This is a genomic window from Marinobacter psychrophilus (genome assembly GCF_001043175.1).
Lineage (GTDB): Bacteria > Pseudomonadota > Gammaproteobacteria > Pseudomonadales > Oleiphilaceae > Marinobacter > Marinobacter psychrophilus.
In genome coordinates this window covers 2,858,624-2,879,072 of record NZ_CP011494.1, presented here as the reverse complement: position 1 = coordinate 2,879,072, position 20,449 = coordinate 2,858,624, and the positions used below count along the sequence as shown (strand labels likewise).

The 20,449-nt window shown below is 55.7% G+C and carries 19 protein-coding genes; 10 read left to right on the top strand and 9 right to left on the bottom strand.

Annotation, left to right across the window (positions count from 1 at the left end):
* Positions 1 to 12 precede the first annotated feature (12 nt).
* From bioB to ABA45_RS12915, 9 genes are all read left to right on the top strand, one after another.
* Positions 13 to 1,077 (top strand): biotin synthase BioB, encoded by a 1,065-nt coding sequence (gene bioB / locus ABA45_RS12955; RefSeq protein WP_014872025.1) that lies wholly within the window; start codon positions 13 to 15, stop codon positions 1,075 to 1,077.
* A gap of 17 nt (positions 1,078 to 1,094) precedes the next feature.
* Positions 1,095 to 2,291, top strand: a complete 1,197-nt coding sequence (gene bioF / locus ABA45_RS12950; RefSeq protein ID WP_048386722.1) for an 8-amino-7-oxononanoate synthase — start codon at positions 1,095 to 1,097, stop codon at positions 2,289 to 2,291.
* Positions 2,291 to 3,031 carry an alpha/beta fold hydrolase gene (locus ABA45_RS12945; RefSeq protein ID WP_048386720.1) on the top strand — a complete coding sequence of 247 codons (741 nt, stop codon included), beginning with the start codon at positions 2,291 to 2,293 and terminating at the stop codon, positions 3,029 to 3,031. The genes bioF and ABA45_RS12945 overlap by 1 nt, the downstream gene beginning before the upstream one ends.
* Positions 3,018 to 3,854: a malonyl-ACP O-methyltransferase BioC gene (gene bioC, locus ABA45_RS12940; RefSeq protein WP_048386719.1), complete on the top strand. Its 837-nt coding sequence runs from the start codon at positions 3,018 to 3,020 to the stop codon at positions 3,852 to 3,854. Before ABA45_RS12945 ends, bioC begins: the two co-directional genes overlap by 14 nt.
* 26 nt (positions 3,855 to 3,880) lie before the next feature.
* On the top strand, positions 3,881 to 4,573 hold the full coding sequence (gene bioD, locus ABA45_RS12935; RefSeq protein ID WP_048386717.1) for a dethiobiotin synthase: 693 nt from the start codon (positions 3,881 to 3,883) through the stop codon (positions 4,571 to 4,573).
* Positions 4,574 to 4,623: 50 nt separating this feature from the next.
* The gene (locus ABA45_RS12930) at positions 4,624 to 4,884 is read left to right on the top strand and encodes a hypothetical protein (protein WP_048386715.1); all 261 of its coding nucleotides are present in this window, start codon (positions 4,624 to 4,626) and stop codon (positions 4,882 to 4,884) included.
* 116 nt (positions 4,885 to 5,000) lie between these two features.
* Complete coding sequence (locus ABA45_RS12925) at positions 5,001 to 5,450, top strand: putative metalloprotease CJM1_0395 family protein (protein WP_227506032.1); 450 nt, start codon at positions 5,001 to 5,003, stop codon at positions 5,448 to 5,450.
* 305 nt (positions 5,451 to 5,755) lie between these two features.
* Positions 5,756 to 7,555: an acyl-CoA dehydrogenase C-terminal domain-containing protein gene (locus ABA45_RS12920; protein WP_048389061.1), complete on the top strand. Its 1,800-nt coding sequence runs from the start codon at positions 5,756 to 5,758 to the stop codon at positions 7,553 to 7,555.
* A 210-nt stretch (positions 7,556 to 7,765) separates the two neighbouring features.
* Positions 7,766 to 9,562: an acyl-CoA dehydrogenase C-terminal domain-containing protein gene (locus ABA45_RS12915; protein WP_048386711.1), complete on the top strand. Its 1,797-nt coding sequence runs from the start codon at positions 7,766 to 7,768 to the stop codon at positions 9,560 to 9,562.
* A gap of 85 nt (positions 9,563 to 9,647) precedes the next feature.
* On the opposite strand, the gene ABA45_RS12910 is transcribed toward ABA45_RS12915, so the two are convergent.
* From ABA45_RS12910 to leuS, 4 genes are all read right to left on the bottom strand, one after another.
* The gene (locus ABA45_RS12910) at positions 9,648 to 9,911 is read right to left on the bottom strand and encodes a hypothetical protein (protein ID WP_048386710.1); all 264 of its coding nucleotides are present in this window, start codon (positions 9,909 to 9,911) and stop codon (positions 9,648 to 9,650) included.
* A 109-nt stretch (positions 9,912 to 10,020) separates the two neighbouring features.
* Complete coding sequence (holA, locus tag ABA45_RS12905) at positions 10,021 to 11,025, bottom strand: DNA polymerase III subunit delta (RefSeq protein ID WP_048386708.1); 1,005 nt, start codon at positions 11,023 to 11,025, stop codon at positions 10,021 to 10,023.
* Entirely contained in the window at positions 11,022 to 11,660 is a 639-nt protein-coding gene (locus tag ABA45_RS12900) for an LPS-assembly lipoprotein LptE (RefSeq protein WP_048386706.1), read from the bottom strand. The genes holA and ABA45_RS12900 overlap by 4 nt, the downstream gene beginning before the upstream one ends.
* 1 nt (position 11,661) lies before the next feature.
* The gene (gene leuS / locus ABA45_RS12895; protein ID WP_048389060.1) at positions 11,662 to 14,250 is read right to left on the bottom strand and encodes a leucine--tRNA ligase; all 2,589 of its coding nucleotides are present in this window, start codon (positions 14,248 to 14,250) and stop codon (positions 11,662 to 11,664) included.
* Between the two features lie 299 nt (positions 14,251 to 14,549).
* Here leuS and ABA45_RS12890 point away from each other — a divergent pair, with 299 nt between their 5' ends.
* Positions 14,550 to 15,098 (top strand): zinc ribbon-containing protein, encoded by a 549-nt coding sequence (locus ABA45_RS12890; RefSeq protein ID WP_048386704.1) that lies wholly within the window; start codon positions 14,550 to 14,552, stop codon positions 15,096 to 15,098.
* Between the two features lie 11 nt (positions 15,099 to 15,109).
* Here ABA45_RS12890 and lnt read toward each other — a convergent pair whose 3' ends face one another.
* From lnt to miaB, 5 genes are all read right to left on the bottom strand, one after another.
* Positions 15,110 to 16,672, bottom strand: a complete 1,563-nt coding sequence (lnt, locus tag ABA45_RS12885; protein ID WP_048386702.1) for an apolipoprotein N-acyltransferase — start codon at positions 16,670 to 16,672, stop codon at positions 15,110 to 15,112.
* Positions 16,673 to 17,524 carry an HlyC/CorC family transporter gene (locus ABA45_RS12880; protein WP_014872009.1) on the bottom strand — a complete coding sequence of 284 codons (852 nt, stop codon included), beginning with the start codon at positions 17,522 to 17,524 and terminating at the stop codon, positions 16,673 to 16,675.
* The gene (ybeY, locus tag ABA45_RS12875; RefSeq protein ID WP_048386701.1) at positions 17,521 to 17,997 is read right to left on the bottom strand and encodes an rRNA maturation RNase YbeY; all 477 of its coding nucleotides are present in this window, start codon (positions 17,995 to 17,997) and stop codon (positions 17,521 to 17,523) included. Before ybeY ends, ABA45_RS12880 begins: the two co-directional genes overlap by 4 nt.
* Positions 17,994 to 18,989 carry a PhoH family protein gene (locus ABA45_RS12870; protein WP_048386699.1) on the bottom strand — a complete coding sequence of 332 codons (996 nt, stop codon included), beginning with the start codon at positions 18,987 to 18,989 and terminating at the stop codon, positions 17,994 to 17,996. Before ABA45_RS12870 ends, ybeY begins: the two co-directional genes overlap by 4 nt.
* A 79-nt stretch (positions 18,990 to 19,068) precedes the next feature.
* Positions 19,069 to 20,415 carry a tRNA (N6-isopentenyl adenosine(37)-C2)-methylthiotransferase MiaB gene (gene miaB / locus ABA45_RS12865; protein ID WP_048386698.1) on the bottom strand — a complete coding sequence of 449 codons (1,347 nt, stop codon included), beginning with the start codon at positions 20,413 to 20,415 and terminating at the stop codon, positions 19,069 to 19,071.
* Positions 20,416 to 20,449: the final 34 nt, after the last annotated feature.

The window sequence follows — 20,449 nt, the reverse complement described above, 5'->3', positions numbered from 1 at the left end:
ACAGGAACTTCTATGAGCGCCAATGAACTCCGTCATGACTGGACACTGCAACAGGCCCGGGCATTATTCGAGCTGCCATTCAGCGACCTGCTGTTTCGTGCCCAGACCTTACACCGCCAGTACTTCGATCCTAACGAGGTGCAAATTAGCACCCTGCTGTCGATAAAAACGGGCGCTTGCCCGGAAGACTGCAAGTATTGCCCCCAGAGCGGCCATTACAACACCGGGCTGAAAAAAGAAAAGCTGCTGGACGTTGAAAAAGTCGTCGCCGAGGCACGTGCGGCCAAGGCCAAGGGCGCTTCGCGCTTTTGCATGGGCGCTGCCTGGCGCAGTCCGTCTAAAAAAGACATGCCTTACGTGTTGGATATGGTTAAACAGGTGAAATCAATGGGCATGGAAACCTGCATGACCCTGGGCATGCTCAAATCCGAGCAGGCCGACGAGCTGGCAGCGGCCGGGCTGGATTATTACAACCACAACCTGGACACCTCGGAAAAATTCTACAGCCATATCATTACCACGCGCACCTATCAGGATCGCCTGGATACCCTGAGCAACGTGCGTAACTCCGGCATGAAAGTCTGCTGCGGCGGTATTCTGGGCATGGGTGAAGACGATGACGACCGCATGGGCCTGCTGATGCAGTTGGCGAACCTGCCCCAGCATCCGGAAAGTGTTCCGGTGAATATGCTGGTGAAGGTGAAGGGTACGCCATTGGAAAACGTAGCCGATCTGGACCCGTTTGATTTTGTGCGGATGATTGCGGTTGCGCGGATTATGATGCCGGCCTCTCACGTGCGCCTTTCCGCTGGCCGGGAGGATATGAACGAGCAAATGCAGGCTTTGTGCTTTATGGCCGGTGCCAATTCCATATTTTATGGTGAAAAACTGCTCACCACCGCCAACCCGGAAGCCGATGCCGACATGGCCCTGTTCCGCCGCTTGGGGATTCGCCCGGAGCAGCGCGAGCAGTGCGGTACCGAGCAACAGCACGAAGAAGTGCTGACAGAGGCTGTCAACCAGGAAGCAACGCGCCATCTGTTTTACGATGCGGCCCGCGAACCAGCGTCGGCCTGACCCGCGAGTGACCGAGCATGCGTGACTTCCAGCTTGAGTTGCGGCAACGCCGCGAGGCCGGTCTGCATCGCCAGCGCCGGGAAATCTCGGGCCCTCAGCGGCCAGCGTTAACCGTGAATGGCCAGCCATTGTTGTCGTTTTGTAGCAATGATTACTTGGGGCTGGCCAATCATCCGGATAACCGCAGAGTGCTGTCTGAGGCGCTCGACGAGAACGGCCTGGGCGGTGCATCTTCCCACCTGATTTGTGGCCATCACCGGGCTCATGAGCAGTTGGAAAACCAACTGGCGGCTTTTACCGGGCGCAGCTCGGCGCTGCTGTTCTCAACCGGATACATGGCCAACTTGGGTGTCATCTCGGCGCTTGCAGGTCGCGGCGATACGATTTTTTCGGATCGCCTTAATCATGCTTCTATTGTTGATGGCTGCAGGCTCAGTGGGGCAAGGGTCAGGCGTTATCACCACGGCGACCTGGAGGCGTTGGCGCGAATGTTGGAAGAAACCGCGGGCCACAAACTGGTGGTAAGCGACGGCGTGTTCAGCATGGATGGCGATGTGGCGGCGTTGGTGCCATTAGCGCAGTTGTGCACAAAGCACGATGCCCTGCTGATGATCGACGACGCCCACGGTTTTGGTGTGCTGGGCCCTCAAGGGCGTGGCAGCGTTGCGGCGGCTGGGTTAAATGAAGAACAGGTGCCGGTGCTGATGGGCACTCTGGGCAAAGCCGCAGGCACCAGCGGCGCCTTTGTAGCAGGCCCTGCGTGGTTAACCGAATATCTGGTGCAAAAAGCGCGGACCTACATTTACACCACGGCCATGCCTCCGGCTCTGGCTCAAGCCAGCTGCAATAGCTTGAGTCTGATCGAAAGCTTTGATTCACAGCGCGCACACCTTGCGGCGCTGATTGATCGGTTTCGCGATCAGGTTACGCTTATGGGCTATCACCTGATGCCCTCGGCCACGCCCATTCAGCCGATTGTCGTGGGCTCTAACGAAGCGACACTGGCGCTCAGCGCTGAGTTACAGAACCGCGGCCTGCTTGTGACGGCTATTCGCCCGCCCACTGTGCCCGACGGCCAGGCCCGTTTGCGCATCACCCTCAGCGCTGCCCATAGCTTTGACGATTTGAACCGCCTGTTGCGGGCGCTGGTGCAATGTCGCCCCGATTGTGTCGTAAGCCCGGTGTTGAGTGAACCCTTTGCAGAGAATGTTTGATGGCATGCACCAGTTCACTTGTGGTGATAGGCGGTTGGGGTGTGCCGGCAGCCATGCTGGAACCAGTGTATCGGCATTGGCAAGGCGCAGTGCAAGTCGTTTCATTAACCGATGACGGGTTAAGTTCCTGCGACAGCCCCGCACACGCGGCCGAGATTCTCCTCCAGCGTTACCCCCGGCCGTCGGTGTGGCTCGGGTGGTCGTTGGGCGCACAAGTCGCCATGGCTGCGGCTCAGGCCAATCCGCACTCGGTTAACAAAGTTGTGACCCTGGGTGGTTTTCCGCAATTTGTGGCGTCGAAAAACTGGCCTTGGGGCGTCTCGCCCGCTATTTTCCGGCGTTTTGAACGATATTTTGAGCGTGAGCCAAAGGCCTGTCGGGCGTCTTTTTTCGCTCAGATGATTGATGGCAGCGAACACCAGGCAGAACAGGTGCTCGCGATAAACGCTTGTTTGAAGCAGGGCTTGCCCGGGCCGACCGAGCCATTGGCAAAAGGCGTGCGCTGGTTGCGGCACTGCTGTCAGTTGCACACCTGGCAGCAGTGCCCGGTGCCAACATTACATCTGCGGGGCAGCTGCGATGCAGTGGTTCCGCCTTGGGCTCAGCATCTGGCTATGCCCGCTCACAGCCGGGCGCTTAGCATCGACGGCATGGGCCATTGGCCCGGGGAGTACTATGGCCCCGAATGCTGGCAAGCCATTCATGATTTTCTAACGAGTTCACACGATGTTTGCCACTAAAAAGGCGGTCGCCTCCGATTTTGGCGGCGCCAGCGCCAGCTATGAAGGTGCGGCGCGGCTGCAACGGAAAATGGGTGATGCCATGTTGGAAACGATTGCCCAGCCAGTTCCGCAGGACGCAACTGTTGTTGATTTGGGCTGCGGTACTGGCTGGTTTACGCGCCAGTTGGCGCAGCGCTTTGGTGCGCATACCGTCGGTGTAGACCTGGCGCCCGGTATGCTGGCATTTGCAAAAGCACAATCAAAAGCGCTGTCCAAAGCACCCTCAAACGCACTGCGCCCTGAAACTATCCAATGGTTAGAGGCAGATGCGGAGCGGCTGCCATTGGCTGGGCAGAGTGTGGATCTGATTTACAGCAATCTGATGATCCAGTGGTGCCATAATCCACAAGGCGTATTGCGGGAATGCCAGCGGGTGTTGCGCCCGGGTGGTCAGTTGTGGGTGTCAACGCTGTTGCTGGGGACACTGCAGGAGCTGCAACAGGCGTGGACCCTGGCCGATCCACATCAGCAGCATGTAAACGGGTTTATCTCTGCCGCGGATTTCGCGGCCACCACCGCTGAGATTTTGCCAGCGGCACAATGGCGCTCGCAGATGATCACTCTGGATTATCCAACGCCCATGGCGTTGATGAACGAGCTCAGGCAATTGGGGGCGGGCTATAAAGACATTCAGCGGCGCAAGACCGCCACTTCACCCGGGCGATTAAAGCAGATGTGCCAGAACTATCCGCAGCAGCCCGATGGAAGCATAGTCGCCAGCTATCATGCGGGCTGGCTAGAATGGCGAAAACCGTTGCTAACACCATTAACCTGCGATTAAACACTCACCCTGTCAGGGCAACTTCAATGGCTAAAAAAACCTATTTTGTGACCGGCACCAATACTGACGTGGGCAAGACCGTGGTTACCGCGGCGTTGCTGGAGGCCGCGAAGCTGGCGGGTAAACGTACCCTGGCGATGAAACCGGTTGCTTCTGGATGCGTGCAAACGCCAGATGGCTTGCGTAACAGCGACGCGCTTATTCTGCAGAACGCGATGACTGAAAAGCTGCCTTATGACGTGGTCAATCCAGTCGCTTTGGAACCTGCGATTGCACCCCACGTGGCGGCTTCGCAGGCAGGGCGTAATCTGAGCGCCGATCGGTTGGCGGGGTTTTGTCGCGGCATACAGCTGCGCCCGGCAGACCTGTTACTGATCGAGGGAGCCGGCGGCTGGCGGGTGCCTTTAAACGATCGCGAAACCTACAGTGCCTTGGCGCAGCGATTGAATATCCCGGTGATTCTGGTGGTCAGTTTGGAGCTTGGGTGCATTAACCACGCGTTGCTGAGTGCCGAAGCCATTCGCCGCGATGGGTTGGTATTGGCCGGCTGGGTGGCCAATCGGCCGCGGGAGGCTGTGATGAGTTGTGAAACCGATACCCTGGCGTATCTGCAACAGCACTTGGGCTGCCCGTGCCTGGGTGTTATGCCCTGGCTGAGTGAGCCCCGGCCACAGGCTTTGGCTAAATTCCTGAATGTGACGCCGTTGATTGAAAATTAAACAGCATTGTGGCTTACTAAAGTCGTAACTATCTCCTTTGGTTGGTAACCATGATCAACAGTACCCTTCCCAGTGCGCTCAATAGCGGTATGCAAGGCATACAGAGCGGCGTTGCCGGCATGGACGATGCTGCCCGCCGTATCGCCCGCGGTGGTGTGGATGGCCCCCAGGGCAGTGGTGGCCCAACTGCAGGTGGGATGATCGAGCCCATAGTCGATTTACAGTTGTACAAACGCAGCGTTGAAGCGTCCGCGCAGGTGGTAAAAACCGCGGACGAAACCCTGGGGTCGCTCCTCGATATCATGGCTTAAGGCCCTCGCCCTAATAGGTAGGGTTATATTCTGACACCATGAATATTTCGTCCGCTGCTCCTCAAACATCAGCTGCAATTCTGCGCCCGTCGCCTGCCAGCGGGCAGTCGCCACGCGTGACTGAATCCGATTTAAAACTGCTGACACAGCTAAAAGCCCGTGACCGAGAGGTGCGTACCCATGAGGCTGCCCACCAGGCCGTGGGCGGTCAACATGCTGGTGCAATGTCGTTGACCTACGAGCAAGGGCCAGACGGCGTGCAGTACGCGGTGGGCGGTGAAGTGCCTATCAGCGTATCAGCGGTTTCAGGTGACCCCAAAGCCACTGTTGAAAAAATGCGCACCGTGCGCGCGGCCGCAATGGCCCCGGCCCAGCCTTCATCAGCAGATCTCGCCGTGGCTGCCCAAGCCATGCAAGCCCTGCTGCAAGCTCAGGTAGAGTTGGCAAACCCGGCCGTGAAAGAGCCGCTGGGCGCTCGCCTGGCCCGCGACGCTTACGCAAGGGTGTCCGCCTTTGGCGACGATAACAGTCCTCGTACAACTGGTTTTTTGAACGTCTCTGTCTGAAAATTTCTTTATCTTTGGCCTTCGTATGCTGCCCATTAAACCCTTTTTCGCGACTTAAGCTTAGTAAGCTAAAGTAAGTGCTAATTTCACACTTTCAATGGCTGACGGATGCCGGGTTCATGTGGGAGGGAGTTGACGCAGAACAAGTTATTTGACACGACTATTGACAATTCTGTGCTTCGAAACGTATGTTTCAAACAAGCGTTTAAAAAGCTCGACGCACGTCACCGGAATTTGTCCGGCTGCATCGGGTCTCCAGCTGCCACAATTCAAGGCGGCCATCATTGAAAACCGAGGTCGATTACATGCCTGACTACAAAGCACCGCTGCGCGACATCAAATTTGTAATGAGTGAGTTGCTGAACAGCGACAGCCACTACGCCAACCTGGAAGGCGCCGAAGACGCGACGCCGGATATGATCGATGCGATCATTCAGGAAGGCGCAAAATTTGCAGAACAGGTACTGTCGCCATTGAACCAGAGCGGCGACCGTGAAGGTTGTACCTGGAGCGAGAGCGGCGTGAAAACACCGGCCGGTTTTAAACAAGCCTACAGCAAGTTTGTTGAAGGCGGCTGGCCGTCATTGGCGGCTGACCCTAGTTACGGTGGGCAGGGCTTGCCTAGCTCCCTTGGTATCGTGATGAGCGAAATGAACGGCACAGCCAATTGGTCTTGGGGCATGTACCCGGGTTTGAGCCACGGCGCCATCAACACTTTGGAAGAACACGGTACGGAAGATCAGAAGCAGACGTACCTCACCAAGATGATCAGCGGCGAGTGGACTGGGACTATGTGCCTGACCGAAGCACACTGCGGGTCGGATCTGGGGACTCTTCGCACCAAAGCCGAACCCAATATGGATGGCTCGTACAGCATCACCGGCACCAAGATCTTTATTTCGGCAGGCGAGCATGACCTGACTGACAACATCGTTCACATTGTGCTGGCCCGTTTGCCTGGCGCACCGGCAGGCACCAAGGGCATTTCCCTGTTTGTGGTGCCCAAGTGCCTGCCCGCGCAGGACGGTTCAGCTGGCGAGCGTAATGGGCTGTCTTGTGGTTCTATTGAACACAAAATGGGCATCCACGCAAACGCCACCTGTTTGATGAACTTCGACGGCGCCAAGGGCTGGTTGATTGGCGCGGAAAACAAAGGCCTGAACGCTATGTTCACCTTTATGAACGTCGCACGTATTGGCACCGCTATTCAGGGTCTGGGTGCGGCAGAGCTGGGTCTTCAAGGCTCAGTGGCCTATGCCAAAGACCGCTTGGCCATGCGTGCGTTAAGTGGTGCAAAAAATCCGGACAGCTATGCAGACCCGATCATTGTGCATCCGGACGTTCGCCGCATGCTGCTGACCCAGAAAGCCATCGCTGAAGGCGCCCGTGCGCTGATTTACATGACCGCACAGAAAGCCGATATTGTTCAGAGTGGTAAAACCGAAGAAGAGCGCAAGGCCGCTGACGAATTGTTGGGTTTTTTGACGCCCATTGCCAAAGCGTTCCTGACTGAAATTGGATACGAATCAGCCAGCCTGGGAATGCAGGTATTTGGTGGCCACGGCTATGTCTCCGAGTGGGGCATGGAGCAGAACGTGCGTGACGCCCGTATCGGCATGATCTATGAAGGCACCACCGGCATTCAGGCTCTGGACTTGCTGGGTCGTAAGGTGCTGATGACTCAAGGCGAATCGTTGAAAGGCTTTACTAAGTTGGTACACACTTTCTGCAAGGAAAATACCGACAACGAACACATGAAGCCGTTTGTTGAACCGTTAGCGGCGATCAACAAAGAATGGGGTGAGCTGACCATGAAGCTGGGCGTGAGCGCTATGAAAAACCGCGAAGAGATTGGCGCCGCGTCAGTGGACTACCTGATGTACTCCGGTTACGCGGTATTTGCATACCTATGGGCGCAGATGGCAAAAATTGCTCAGGACAAGTTGGCAGAAGGCAGCACGGAAGAGTTGTTCTACAACGCCAAATTGCAGACTGCACGCTTCTACTTCACCCGTATGCTGCCGCGCACCCGGGCCCATGCAGTAACCATGCTGGCGGGTGCTGACACCCTGCTGGATATGCCGGAAGAGGCGTTTATTATCTAGCGCCGAGGCGGTTGAATCAGAGCTAACGCCTTAAAAGGCCCGTCTCGATCTGGGACGGGCCTTTTTTTATGAGTTAGTGACGGGATTGCGGTAAACTCTGCGCAGTAAAAAAATAATAATCGCGGACACACGTACAGACAGGGCACCGGCTTTTTTCTACCGGACCGCGCCCTGACCAGACAGACTGTTACTGAATGTTGGAGAGCTTTAATGGCCGATTATCAGGCACCCTTACGCGAAATGCGTTTTGTTTTGAATGAAGTGTTCGATGCCCCCGCACTGTGGGCGTCGTTGCCAAAAGTGGCAGAAAACGTAGACCCGGACACCGCCGATGCCATTTTGGAAGAAGCCGGCAAAATCACCAGTGCCGTGCTGGCGCCGTTGAACCGCGAAGGCGATGAGCAAGGCTGCAAATGGACAGCCGCGGGTGTTACTAGCCCTGAAGGTTTCAAAGAAGCCTACCAGACCATCGTGGACGGCGGCTGGAATGGTCTGGGTGGCAACCCGGAACAGGGTGGCATGGGCATGCCAAAAACTCTGGTGTCCCAGTTTGAGGAAATGCTGCAGGGCGCCAATATGGCGTTCGGTCTGGCGCCTATGCTTACCGCCGGTGCCTGCCTGGCGCTCGATGCTCACGGCAGCGATGAACTGAAAGAAACGTATTTGCCGAAACTGTACTCCGGTGTCTGGAGTGGCGCGATGGATTTGACCGAGCCCCACGCTGGCACCGATCTGGGTATCATCCGCACCAAAGCCGAGCCCAACGATGACGGCTCCTTCGCCGTCACCGGCACCAAGATATTCATTACTTGGGGCGAGCACGACATGGCGGAGAATATTGTTCACCTGGTGCTGGCCAAGCTTCCGGGTGCACCTAAAGGCCCCAAGGGAATTTCCATGTTCTTGGTGCCAAAGTTTCTAGTGAAAGACGACGGCTCCCTGGGCGATCGCAACCCGGTAACCTGCGGCTCTATCGAAAAGAAAATGGGTATCAAAGGTTCAGCTACTTGCGTGATGAACTACGATGCAGCCAGAGGCTGGCTGGTAGGGGAAGAAAATAAAGGCCTGAACGCCATGTTCACTATGATGAACTATGAGCGCTTGGGTGTTGGAGTGCAGGGTTTGGGCGCAGCTGAAGCGTCACTTCAGAGTGCCCGTGAATACGCCAAAGACCGTATTCAAAGCCGCGCGCCCACTGGCGCTCAGCAGCCAGAAAAAGCCGCTGACCCGATTCTGGTGCACCCGGACGTTCGCCGCATGTTGCTAACCATGAAAGGCTATGTGGAAGGCGGTCGTGCTTTCTCTACCTACGTCGCGCAGTGGCTGGATATCGCCAAATACGCCGACGACAGCGAGCAGGAGCGTCGCATCCATGCTGAAGGCATGGTGTCGTTGTTAACGCCGGTGGCTAAGGCTTTTCTGACTGACCGTGGCTTGGACGTCTGCATTATTGGTCAACAGGTGTTGGGTGGTCATGGCTTTATTCGCGAATGGGGCCAAGAGCAGTTAGTACGTGATTGTCGCATTACCCAGATTTACGAAGGCACCAACGGCATTCAGGCACTGGACCTGATGGGCCGCAAGGTTGTGGGCAGCCAGGGGAAGCTTTACGAGCTGTTTGCCCAAGACGTAGCGACGTTCATTGAGGAAAACAGCGACGAACAAAGCCTGCGCCCGTATCTGAAGCTATTGGCTGCGGCTCTTGAGCGCCTGTCAGACGTAACCGAGCACGTGATCAATCAGGCGTTAGAAACCCCTGATGCTGTAGGTGCGGCTTCGGTGGATTATCTCGATCTGTTCGGCCTGACCGCACTGGCGTATATGTGGGCCCGGATAGTGAAAGCGGCTGCAGTGAAAGCCGAGGGTGACACCTCTGGTTTTTATACCGGCAAGCTGAAAACGGCGCGCTTTTATTACGATCGCTTGTTGCCAAAGACTGTGTCGCTGGCGGAAGGCATTCGCAGCGGTAGTGAATCGATGATGGCCTTAACGGCTGAAGAGTTCTGATCAGTTTCTGTCGACGTTAAACAAAAAAAGCAGGCTATCAAGCCTGCTTTTTTTGGGTTATCCAACGCTTAGACTCTGCTAAGTGTCACTTGATCTTGTCGCGAATGTTCTGATATCCCTTCTTCAGATCTTCACCCATAATCTGCACCGTTAACAACGCTTCGGTGGAAACCTCGGTGGCGTCATCCAGTGTGTGATCACACTTGCCCTTGAATCGGTCCCACTCCTGTTCCAGATTATCAAACTCGTCTTTGACATCTTGACGTGCCAGATGGAGCTGTACGCGTGCTTCGTCGCGGTATTGTCTGATTTTATCTGGCAGCGCTTTTAGTTCTTCCTGAAGTCCCATATTTGACGCCTCCTTACATGGATGAGAACTAAACAATGCGCCGGATGGTGGGAAGTTTCAAGCGTCTGATGCACTGCATCGAGCCCGTATAGAGCCGGTTTGATCTATGTCAGGATCTGCTGGCAAGCAACGCGGACATGTCTCTTAAATAGTGCCAGGGGCCCAGTGGGTCGAAGCCTTTGGCTGCGCGGTCCGCTTCGCTGCACAGGTGAATGGCGTTATTCAGTTGTGAACGGTTGAGGCGTTTTGCCGCCTGCTCCAGGGCCTTTGCCCGTTGCGGCTGGAAGACTCCGCGTTTTTTGAAAAAAGCAGCAGGTGCGGTGTTTTGCCCGGCGGCTTTCAGTTCCAGCAACAGATGAATATCCCGCGCCAGCACGGTGAGCAAGCCAAGCGGGTTTTCACCTTCCTGTTGTAATATACCGATCATTTTGCAGGCGTGCGATGCGTTCCCCGTCAGCAGTTCGCTGACCAGTTCAAAACCGTTAAAACGTGAGCTGTCCTGCACAGCCTGCTCTACCAGGCCTTCGTCAATAGTTGCGCCCTTGCTGAATAGCGCCAGGCGTTCCAGTTCCTGGCTGGCGGCCAGCAGATTGCCTTCCAGCCGCTCCGCCAGTATTGCCAAAGCGTCGCGGGTTAAAGTCAGGCCACGACTGGCGGCGCGCTGTTGTAACCAGCCGGAAAACTTGTCAGCGTCTACCGGCCATACCGGCACGTGCAGGCCTTTGCCTTGCAGGTCTTTGTACCATTTACGGCGGGTTTCAGCCGCATCCAGACGGGCGCTGATCAGCAGCAACACAATGTCGTCGGCAGGTTGCGCGAGTATCCGTTCCATCACGGCGCGGCCGTCACCTAGCTTGCCTGTTGGTAAGTGGACTTCGATGCGACGTTTTTCGGCGAACAATGACATGGCGTTGACTTCATCGGCCACGATGTTCCAGTCAAAGTGGTTGTCGGCGTGAAAGGTGAGCCGGTCCAGAAAGCCTTGATCGCGGGCGACTTTACGGATCTGATCGCAGCATTCTTGCACCAATAGCGGTTCGTCACCGGATACCAGGTACACCGGCGCCAGGCCTTTCTTAAGGCTTTGGGGCAGTTGCGCCGGTGTGGTTTTCATGGGGCTGGAATCGGTGCCTTGGCTGCCGGTTCTGTTACCGCTTCGGGGCTTTCCACAGAGTTGCCAGTAGCCTCCTGATATTGTTCACGAAGGGCATCAATACGCGCTTGGGTCAGGGGTGCCAGACGGAAAATAATTTGCTGGGCAAGTCGCTCCTGCAGCTGTTTTTGCAACGTCTTTTCTTCGCGCTGCTTGGCCAGCACGTTGGTTTCATCATAGCGATAGCTTTCACTGGCATTCAGGCGGGTGTCTGCAATCAAGGGCACGTTGTCGCGACTGATCAGGTTGATGCTGACCGACTGGCGCAGGGTGTATTCGGCCGCACCTGCGTTAATCGTAATAGCACTGGCTCGGCGGTCTTCGGTGTACTGGCCGATTGCGAGTATATAATCGGCGGCGTTGGCTTCACGAACATCCACGTCGCCCAGAGTCAACTGCTGACGAACTGACTGACACAGGTCTATCGGTACATCACGGGTGCACTGCAAAGCCAGTGGCTGTAGCGCAGCAGAAACCGGCGCCGCACCACGAAGCTGAAAACCGCAGCCGCTGGCGGTTGCCAACAGACCAATGGTTAGAAGAACGCTTCGCGCCAAAGCTGGTGTCCGTTGTGATGCAGGCTGCCGTTGGGTCATATCAGTTCGCCACCACGTTAACCAGTTTGCCGGGAACAACAATCACCTTGCGCACGGTATTGCCTTCGGTGAAGCGCACCACGTTGTCGTTTTGCAGGGCCAGCTGTTCCAGGTCGGCTTTGCTGATGTCTGCCGGCACGTCTATCTTGGAGCGCACTTTACCGTTCACCTGCAGTACAATCTGGATTTCACTGCGCACCATGGCGCTTTCGTCTGCCACCGGCCAGCGTGCATCGACCACCGGCTCGTTGTGGCCCAGCGCTTGCCACAGACTGTGGCACACGTGGGGCACAATTGGCGACAGCATCATCACTGCGGTTTCCAGGGCTTCCTGGCGTACGGCGCGGGCCTGGGGCTCGCTGTCGCTGAGCTTGCTGACTTCGTTCAGCAGCTCCATCACCGCGGCAATGGCGGTATTGAACGTCAGCCGGCGGCTGATGTCGTCACTGACCTTGGCAATGGTTTCGTGAGTTTTGCGGCGCAGGTTCTTCTGACTGTCATTCAGCGCTGTGACGTCTATAGCAGCCACTGTGCCGGCGCTGGTCACTTGCTCATTCACCAGGCGCCACAGGCGCTTAAGGAAGCGGTGGGCGCCTTCAACACCGCTGTCTGACCACTCCAGCGACTGCTCGGGGGGTGCCGCAAACATCATAAACAAGCGCACGGTATCGGCGCCGTGGGCGTCGATGATCGATTGCGGGTCAATGCCGTTGTTTTTCGACTTTGACATCTTGGTAACGCCACCGGCATGCACCGGTTGGCCGTCGTCTTTATGGACGTAGCCGGTTACCTGGCCTTTGTCATCGCGCTCGGCGATCACGTCGGTGGGTGGAATCCAAACTGTGCCGCCTTTGGCGTTTTCGCGGGAATAGGTTTCTGCCAGCACCATGCCTTGGGTTAGCAGTTGCTTGAATGGCTCGGAGCTGGTGACCAGGCCTACGTCGCGCAGCAGCTTATGGAAGAAGCGGGCATACAACAGGTGCAATATGGCGTGTTCAATGCCGCCGATGTATTGGTCTACCGGCAGCCAGTAATTGGCGGCGGCCGGGTCTAGCATTCCTTTGTCGTAGTTGGGGCTGCAGAAGCGCGCGTAGTACCAGGACGACTCCATGAACGTGTCAAAGGTGTCGGTTTCGCGGGTGGCAGGTTGGCCCTCAAAAGTAGTTTTGGCCCACTCTGGGTCTGCTTTAATCGGGGACTGTACGCCGGTCATTTCGACGTTTTCGGGCAACAATACCGGAAGCTGGTCGTCTGGAACCGGGCGTTGGCTGCCGTCTTCCAGAGTCATCATCGGAATTGGCGCGCCCCAGTAGCGCTGGCGCGATACGCCCCAGTCGCGCAGGCGATAGTTTATGGTGCGTCTGCCAATACCTTTGTGTTCCAGATGGTCGGCGATGGACTCGAAGGCTTCATCGCTGGTCATGCCACTGTATTTGCCAGACGACACCAAAACGCCTTTTTCAGTGAAGGCTTTTTCTTGCACGTCTATATCAGGTTTGTCGCTGGCGGAGATCACCTGTTTGATCGGCAGGCGGTACTTCAAGGCGAATTCGTGGTCGCGCTCATCGTGGCCGGGAACGGCCATCAGAGCGCCGGTGCCGTAGTCGGTCAGTACAAAGTTGGCGATCCACACCGGAATATCTTCCTGGGTCAGCGGGTGCACGACTTTGAAACCGGTATCGATGCCTTTTTTCTCCATGGTCGCCATGTCGGCTTCCGCGGTTTTGCTGTTGCGGCACTCATCTACAAAACGGGCAACGCCTGGATGGCGCCCGGCAGACGCTTTGGCTAATGGATGTTCTGCAGCGATTGCCATGTAAGTGACGCCCATCAGGGTGTCCGGGCGGGTGGTATAAACCGTCAAGCCGTCTTCGCTGTTTTTCAGCGGGAAGGTGAGTTCGGTACCCACGGATTTGCCAATCCAGTTGCGCTGCATGGTCTTGACCTGTTCCGGCCAGCCATCCATATCGTCCATGTCGTCCAACAGTTGTTCGGCATAATCGGTAATGCGGATAAACCACTGGGGTATGGCTTTCTTTTCCACCAGCGCGCCGGAGCGCCAGCCGCGACCATCAACAACTTGCTCGTTAGCCAGCACGGTCTGGTCGACCGGGTCCCAGTTCACGGTGGACATCTTTTTGTACACCAGGCCTTTTTCATACAGACGGGCAAAGAACCACTGTTCCCAGCGGTAGTAATCCGGCTTGCAGGTGGCCAGCTCGCGGCTCCAGTCGTAGCCGAAGCCCAGCTGTTTGAGCTGGTTCTTCATGTATTCAATATTGGAATAAGTCCACTTGGCGGGCGCAGTCTTGTTGGCAATGGCGGCGTTTTCCGCAGGCAGGCCAAAGGCGTCCCAGCCCATAGGCTGCATGACGTTTTTCCCCAGCATGCGCTGGTAGCGGGAGATTACGTCGCCGATGGTGTAGTTGCGAACGTGGCCCATGTGCAGCTTGCCGCTGGGGTAGGGGAACATGGACAGGCAGTAGTACTTTGGTTTGCCCGGTTCTTCCTTCACCGTAAACGTGTTGTTATCAGCCCAGAAGTCGCGGGCGGTCTGTTCTACGTCACGGGGATTGTATTGCTCGTCCATACCTGCCATTACCAAAGTTACCCTGTATCAATATGATGTTCGCAGCGGGCGATTATTCTAACGCACACGGGCGGTAACAGGTAGTCTGCTTGAGTTCCGCGCCTGCTGTGGCTTTGGTGGTGTCGCATTTGGGCGAACTGCCGTCACTGCGGGAGGCGCGCCAACTTTAATAATGTGTGCCATGCTAGAATTAATTGTCAGTGATTTAACACCGAAACTGGCGCCGTGTTGCATTTTCGGTGAATTTTGAAGTGCCTTGCCCCCCCCCAAAGTTATCAGCAAAGCGGAAGGAAACGCCCATGACCGAACCCGAACGTAATCAGCTATCTGGAAAAGCCCTTGAGGCCTACGATCGCATGCTTGAGCATGTGCAGAGCCGCCTTCGTACGGTGCAGGAAACCTCCATGGAAACCCTGGAAGAGGAGATCGACAAAGCGATTGAAGCCGAACATGAACTGCAGGAGATGACCCGTGATGAGCTGAGCTTGTTGGGGGCTTACCTGCAGCGGGATCTGGAGCATTTGCTGGACTTTGTGGGCGAGACCGGAGAAGGCCTGGCGGAATGGCTGCAACTGGATCTGTCGTTACTGGAGCAACGGCTGACCGAGCGCCTGTTGTCGATTGCTGACCAAACGATGGTTGATACGCTGGCACTGCGCCAGAAGCTGGAAAGCCACGAGGCCGGCCAGTATATCTCCGGTGAAGTGGCCACCGCGGGCATGTTCCGCTGCCTGAACTGCGAGCACATGTTATGCCTTACCTCCACTAGCCATCTGCAACCCTGCGAAGCCTGCGGGTCGCACTATTACGAGCGGGTGACGAGTCGCTGGCCGATTAAGGTAAGTTGATTTGTGGCCTGTTAGAGCTTCGGTATAACCCGCTCGCGGACAAATACAATTAAGATAAGCGCAAACGTCAGTACCGGCCAAGATGACGTCACCATATAAGGCGTGCTGCCGCTGGCGCCATAAATCTGGCCGGTCATAACGGCACGTTCGAACTGCGGAATGCGTTCGGTTATCTGGCCTTTATTGTTGATGATCGCGGTTACGCCGTTATTGGTGCCGCGCAGCATGTAGCGTCCGGTTTCCAAAGCCCGCATTCGGGCCAGTTGCAGGTGCTGCAACGGCCCGATGGAATCACCAAACCAACCGTCATTGCTGATGGTTAGCAGCAGATCCGCGTTCAACGCGTTACGTGCCAAAAAATCCGGATAGGCTACTTCGTAGCAAATAAACGGCATTACCCGCAGCCCATTCGCATTCAGAGCCGATTGGTTTTTCGGACCTGGCGTGAAGCTAGACATGGGCAAATCAAAAAAACCGATCAGTCCCCGCAGATATTTTTCTAGCGGCACGTACTCACCAAATGGCACCAGTTTCTGCTTGTGATAAATGCCTTCGCCGGCGCCCAGTGCGGTAATGCTGTTGTGGTAGGTAAAGCCTTCCGATCGCTCACTGAAGCCGTACCAGGGTATGCCTGTAATCAGTGTGCTGTTCTCGCCCAGACGTTCGTTGATATGGTCAATGATCTTGCCGGCTTTATCCTGGGGGATAGGAATGGCGGTTTCCGGCCAAAGAATAATGTCGGTGTTCCAGTGGTCTTCGGTCATGCCCAGATACGCCACAATCTGGTCTTTCAAAAACTCCGGATCCCACTTGATCTGCTGGGGAATATTGCCCTGCATGGCGGCCACTGATGTGGGCTCTTGCGCCAGAGTCGTCCAGTCTGTGCGATTCAGGGCAGGGGCGATCAGCCAGGGGAATAGCCCTGCGACCACCACGGAAGCAGCAAAAGTGTGCCGCGTTTGTAGTATCAGCCAGAGCGCGCCATAGGCGGCAACGGCGGTCGTTATTATGGCGAGAGTAACCAGATGCACTCCGCCTAGGGGCGCTAACCCGGCCAGCGGGCCGTCGGTGTGTGCGGTGCCCAAATACAGCCAGGGAAAGCCCGTGAGTACCCAGCCCCGTAGCCAGTCGCCCAAAAGCCATATAGCCGGGAATAACAACAGCCGGCGCACTGCGCTGGAGCGCGCGAGCTTGCCCCAGAACCAGAATGCCAGGCCATGAAACAGAGCCAGGCCAGCCACAAACAGTGCGGTCAGCACAATGGCGATCCACTGACTGGTGTTGCCGTACTGGCTGATGCTGACGTATACCCAGCTGGCGCCGCTGGCGAACAGCCCCAGGCCGGTAAGCCAACCGGCGCGGAACAGCCGGCTGGAAGCCAGAGGCACGCACACCAACAGAATCAGCAATATGGAAACAGGACCCAGCCACCATAAATAGTAGGGCGCAAAGGTCAGGGTTTGCAGTCCGCCGGCAATCAACAGCAGCGCGGCTCCTAGCCAGCGGTTGGCTGACAGGGAGCGGGTGACGGCAGAGGGAATGCTGGCGGGGTGTTGGTTGCTCGTGTTATTCACCTACAACTCACTGCGAGTAACCTGTAATAAGCGAATAACGCGGTTGTCGGCGTTGGCAATAGTGAAGCGCAAGCCACCGAATTCAACCGTTTCACCGCGTCTTGGCAGGTGTCCGAATTCCTTGAGAACCAGGCCGCCAATGGTGTCGAATTCTTCTTCGTCAAAACTGGCGCTGAAGGCTTCATTGAAGTCATCAATAGGGGTCACGGCTTTTACCGCCCAGCTGTCATCGCCGTGGGCTTTGATGTGGGTTTCTTCGTCGAAATCGTGCTCGTCTTCGATTTCGCCCACAATCTGCTCCAACACGTCTTCGATGGTGACCAGACCGGCGGTACCGCCGTATTCGTCAACCACCATCGCCATATGGTTCCGATTTTCTTTAAATTCCTTGAGTAGCTGGTTTAAGCGCTTGCTCTCGGGCACAAAGTTGGGTGGTCGCAGAATTTCGCGGATATGATTCCAGTCCAGCTCGCCATCCATCGCCAGTGGCAACAGGTCTTTGGCCAGCAGCACGCCAATGACGTCATCCGGGTTGTCGCCAATCACCGGAAAACGACTGTGGGCGGAGGAGATGATTTCACCAAGGAATTCACGGGGGTCCTGGTTCGCCTTCACCGTAATCATTTGCGAGCGAGGAATCATGATTTCTTCAACGCGCATGTCCAGAACCTGCATCGCACCTTCGATGATGCTCATGGCATCGGTGTCGATGATTTCCTGGGCTTCGGCATCGCGCAGAATTTCCAGCACGTCTTCTACAGATTCTGGCCCGCTGGAAAAGGCCTGTGATATACGCTCCAGCCAAGATTTGTTACTGCTACCCTGGCTGTGACTCGAGTGATCATCGCTCATGAGTCTTTTTCGGTTACCTCTGCGTGGTCGTAAGGATTGGTAATGCCGATCTGCGCCAGCAGACGTATTTCGAGGCCTTCCATTTCCTCTGCCTCGTTATCGTCAATGTGGTCGTAGCTCTGCAGATGCAGCATGCCATGAATAATCATGTGCGCCCAATGGGCGTGAGTGTCTTTGTACTGTTCCCGGGCTTCTTGTGCAACTATTGGAGCGCAAATAACCAGATCACCCGCTAATGGAATGTGTATACCGGCGGGCGCCTCAAATGGAAAGGACAGGACGTTCGTCGGTTTGTCTTTTCCGCGGTACTGGAAATTCAAGGCATGCATTTCAGATTCGTCAACGATACGAATGGTGACTTCGGTTGGCTCATCGCCCTGCCAGGCCAACTGCGACCACTGCCGCAATCGGTTTTCCGACGGGATGTTCGCCGCGTCGCTGGCTAACTGCAAGTCCAGTGTGACGGTGTTCACCGCTCGTCGCTGCCGTTGCGATCGTTACCATCGTTAATAGCACCGTAAGCTTCAACGATGCGCTGAACCAGCGGGTGGCGAACCACGTCTTTGGATTCAAAACGAATAAAACTTATCCCTGCGACATTATTCAGCACCGTGGCGGCGTGAATTAGCCCTGAATTCTGGCCGCGGGGTAGGTCAATCTGAGTTGTGTCCCCGGTAATTACCGCGGTAGAGCCAAAGCCGATGCGGGTCAGGAACATCTTCATCTGCTCGCGGGTGGTGTTTTGGCTTTCGTCCAGAATGATGAACGAGTTGTTCAGTGTGCGCCCGCGCATAAACGCCAGCGGTGCAATCTCGATCACGCTTTTTTCAATCAGACGCGTTACGTGTTCAAAGCCCAGCATCTCGTAAAGAGCGTCGTAAAGCGGGCGAAGGTATGGGTCGACCTTCTGCGCCAGGTCGCCGGGCAGGAAACCCAGTTTTTCGCCCGCTTCCACCGCTGGGCGCACCAGCAGTATGCGTTTAACTTGTTCGTCTTTTAATGCTTCCACTGCGCAGGCAACCGCTAGCCAGGTTTTACCCGTACCCGCTGGCCCAATGCCAAAGTTTATGTCGTGGGTGCGAATATTGTGCACATATCGCTGCTGGTTGGCACCACGAGGTTTGGCGGTTAGCTTCGGGGTTTTAATAATGGTTACGGCACCGTCAAACGGTACTTCTTCCGGCAACCGTTCAAAACCGGTTTCGCGGATATACAGATGCACGGTGTCTGGCGTCAGATCCTCGGTGGCTTCTGTTTCCCGATACATGTGCCGCACAACCTCAGTGGCGGCTGCCACATTTTCGGTCGCACCCTGAACGCGGAAGTGATGCCCGCGGCGGCTGATAGAAACCTGCAAGCGACGCTCAACCTGTTTCAGATTTTCATCAAACTGACCGCAAAGGGTCGTTAAACGGCGCTGATCAATCGGGTACAAATCAAATTGTCTGGAATCGTTGGCGTCCAAGTTTTCTCCGTTTTACCCCCGTGGTTCTTGTAGGGAGCATTTTTTTGATTTTGCTGCTATCGGTGATGGGCGAATTCTTTCAATACAATTCAGAACCCACCGGCAAACCACGCAAGGAATTCGAATAAGCCTCTACAATCTCAACATCTATAAAATGCCCGATAGCCGCTGAATTGTCATGGCGGAAATTGACGATGCGGTTATTTTCCGTGCGGCCTGAAAGCTCGCCCGGGTCCTTTTTGGACAGACCGGTCACCAAAACGCGCTGGGTGGTGCCGACCATTTTGCGGCTGATGTCCATAACCGTCTGGTTTATACGATCCTGCAGAATCTTCAGACGCTGCTTCTTCACCGCCATCTCCGTATCATCCGGCAAATCTGACGCCGGCGTGCCAGGGCGTGCGCTGTAAATAAAGCTGAATGACATATCGAAGCCAATGTCGTTGATCAGCTTCATCGTGTCTTCAAAATCTTTCTCGGTTTCACCGGGGAATCCAATAATGAAGTCCGATGAAAAACTGATGTCCGGTCGAATCTTGCGCAGGCGGCGAAGCTTGGATTTGTACTCCAAAGCCGTATGGCCGCGCTTCATCGCTGAGAGTATGCGATCAGAGCCGCTTTGCACCGGTAGGTGCAGATGGCTAACCAGTTCTGGTACCTGCTCGTAAACATCAATCAACGCATCGGTGAATTCCACCGGGTGTGAGGTGGTGTAGCGAATGCGGTCAATGCCATCGATGGTGGCAATCAGCGTGATCAGCTCCGCCAAGTCCATCACATCGCCATCGTGAGTCTCGCCACGGTAGGCGTTTACGTTCTGGCCCAAAAGGTTAATTTCGCGTACGTTCTGTGAGGCCAGATGAGCCACTTCCGCAATCACATCATCCGCCGGCCGGCTGACTTCTTCGCCGCGTGTGTAAGGCACCACGCAGAATGTGCAGTATTTGCTGCAGCCTTCCATAATCGACACAAATGCAGACGGGCCATCGGCGCCGGGCTCTGGAAGATTGTCGAATTTTTCAATTTCCGGGAAGCTGACATCGACCACGCCGACGCCGTTACCCTTCATCCGAACCTCGGTAATCATGGCCGGCAAACGGTGCAGCGTTTGCGGGCCGAAGACCATATCTACAAAGGGCGCACGGTCAATAATCGCCTGGCCTTCCTGACTGGCCACGCAACCGCCAACGCCGATGATCAGCCCCGGTTTGTTCTTTTTCAGATTTTTCCAGCGACCCAATTGGTGAAACACCTTTTCCTGGGCCTTTTCACGAATGGAGCAGGTATTCAGCAATAGAATATCGGCGTCTTCCGGGCTGTCGGTCATTTCAACCGCTTCACCGACTTTTAACAGATCAGCCATGCGGGATGAATCGTATTCGTTCATCTGGCAGCCGTGGGTTTTGATAAATAACTTTTTGGCCATGAGTCTCAACGCAACTGGATGTATTGGGTGCCCG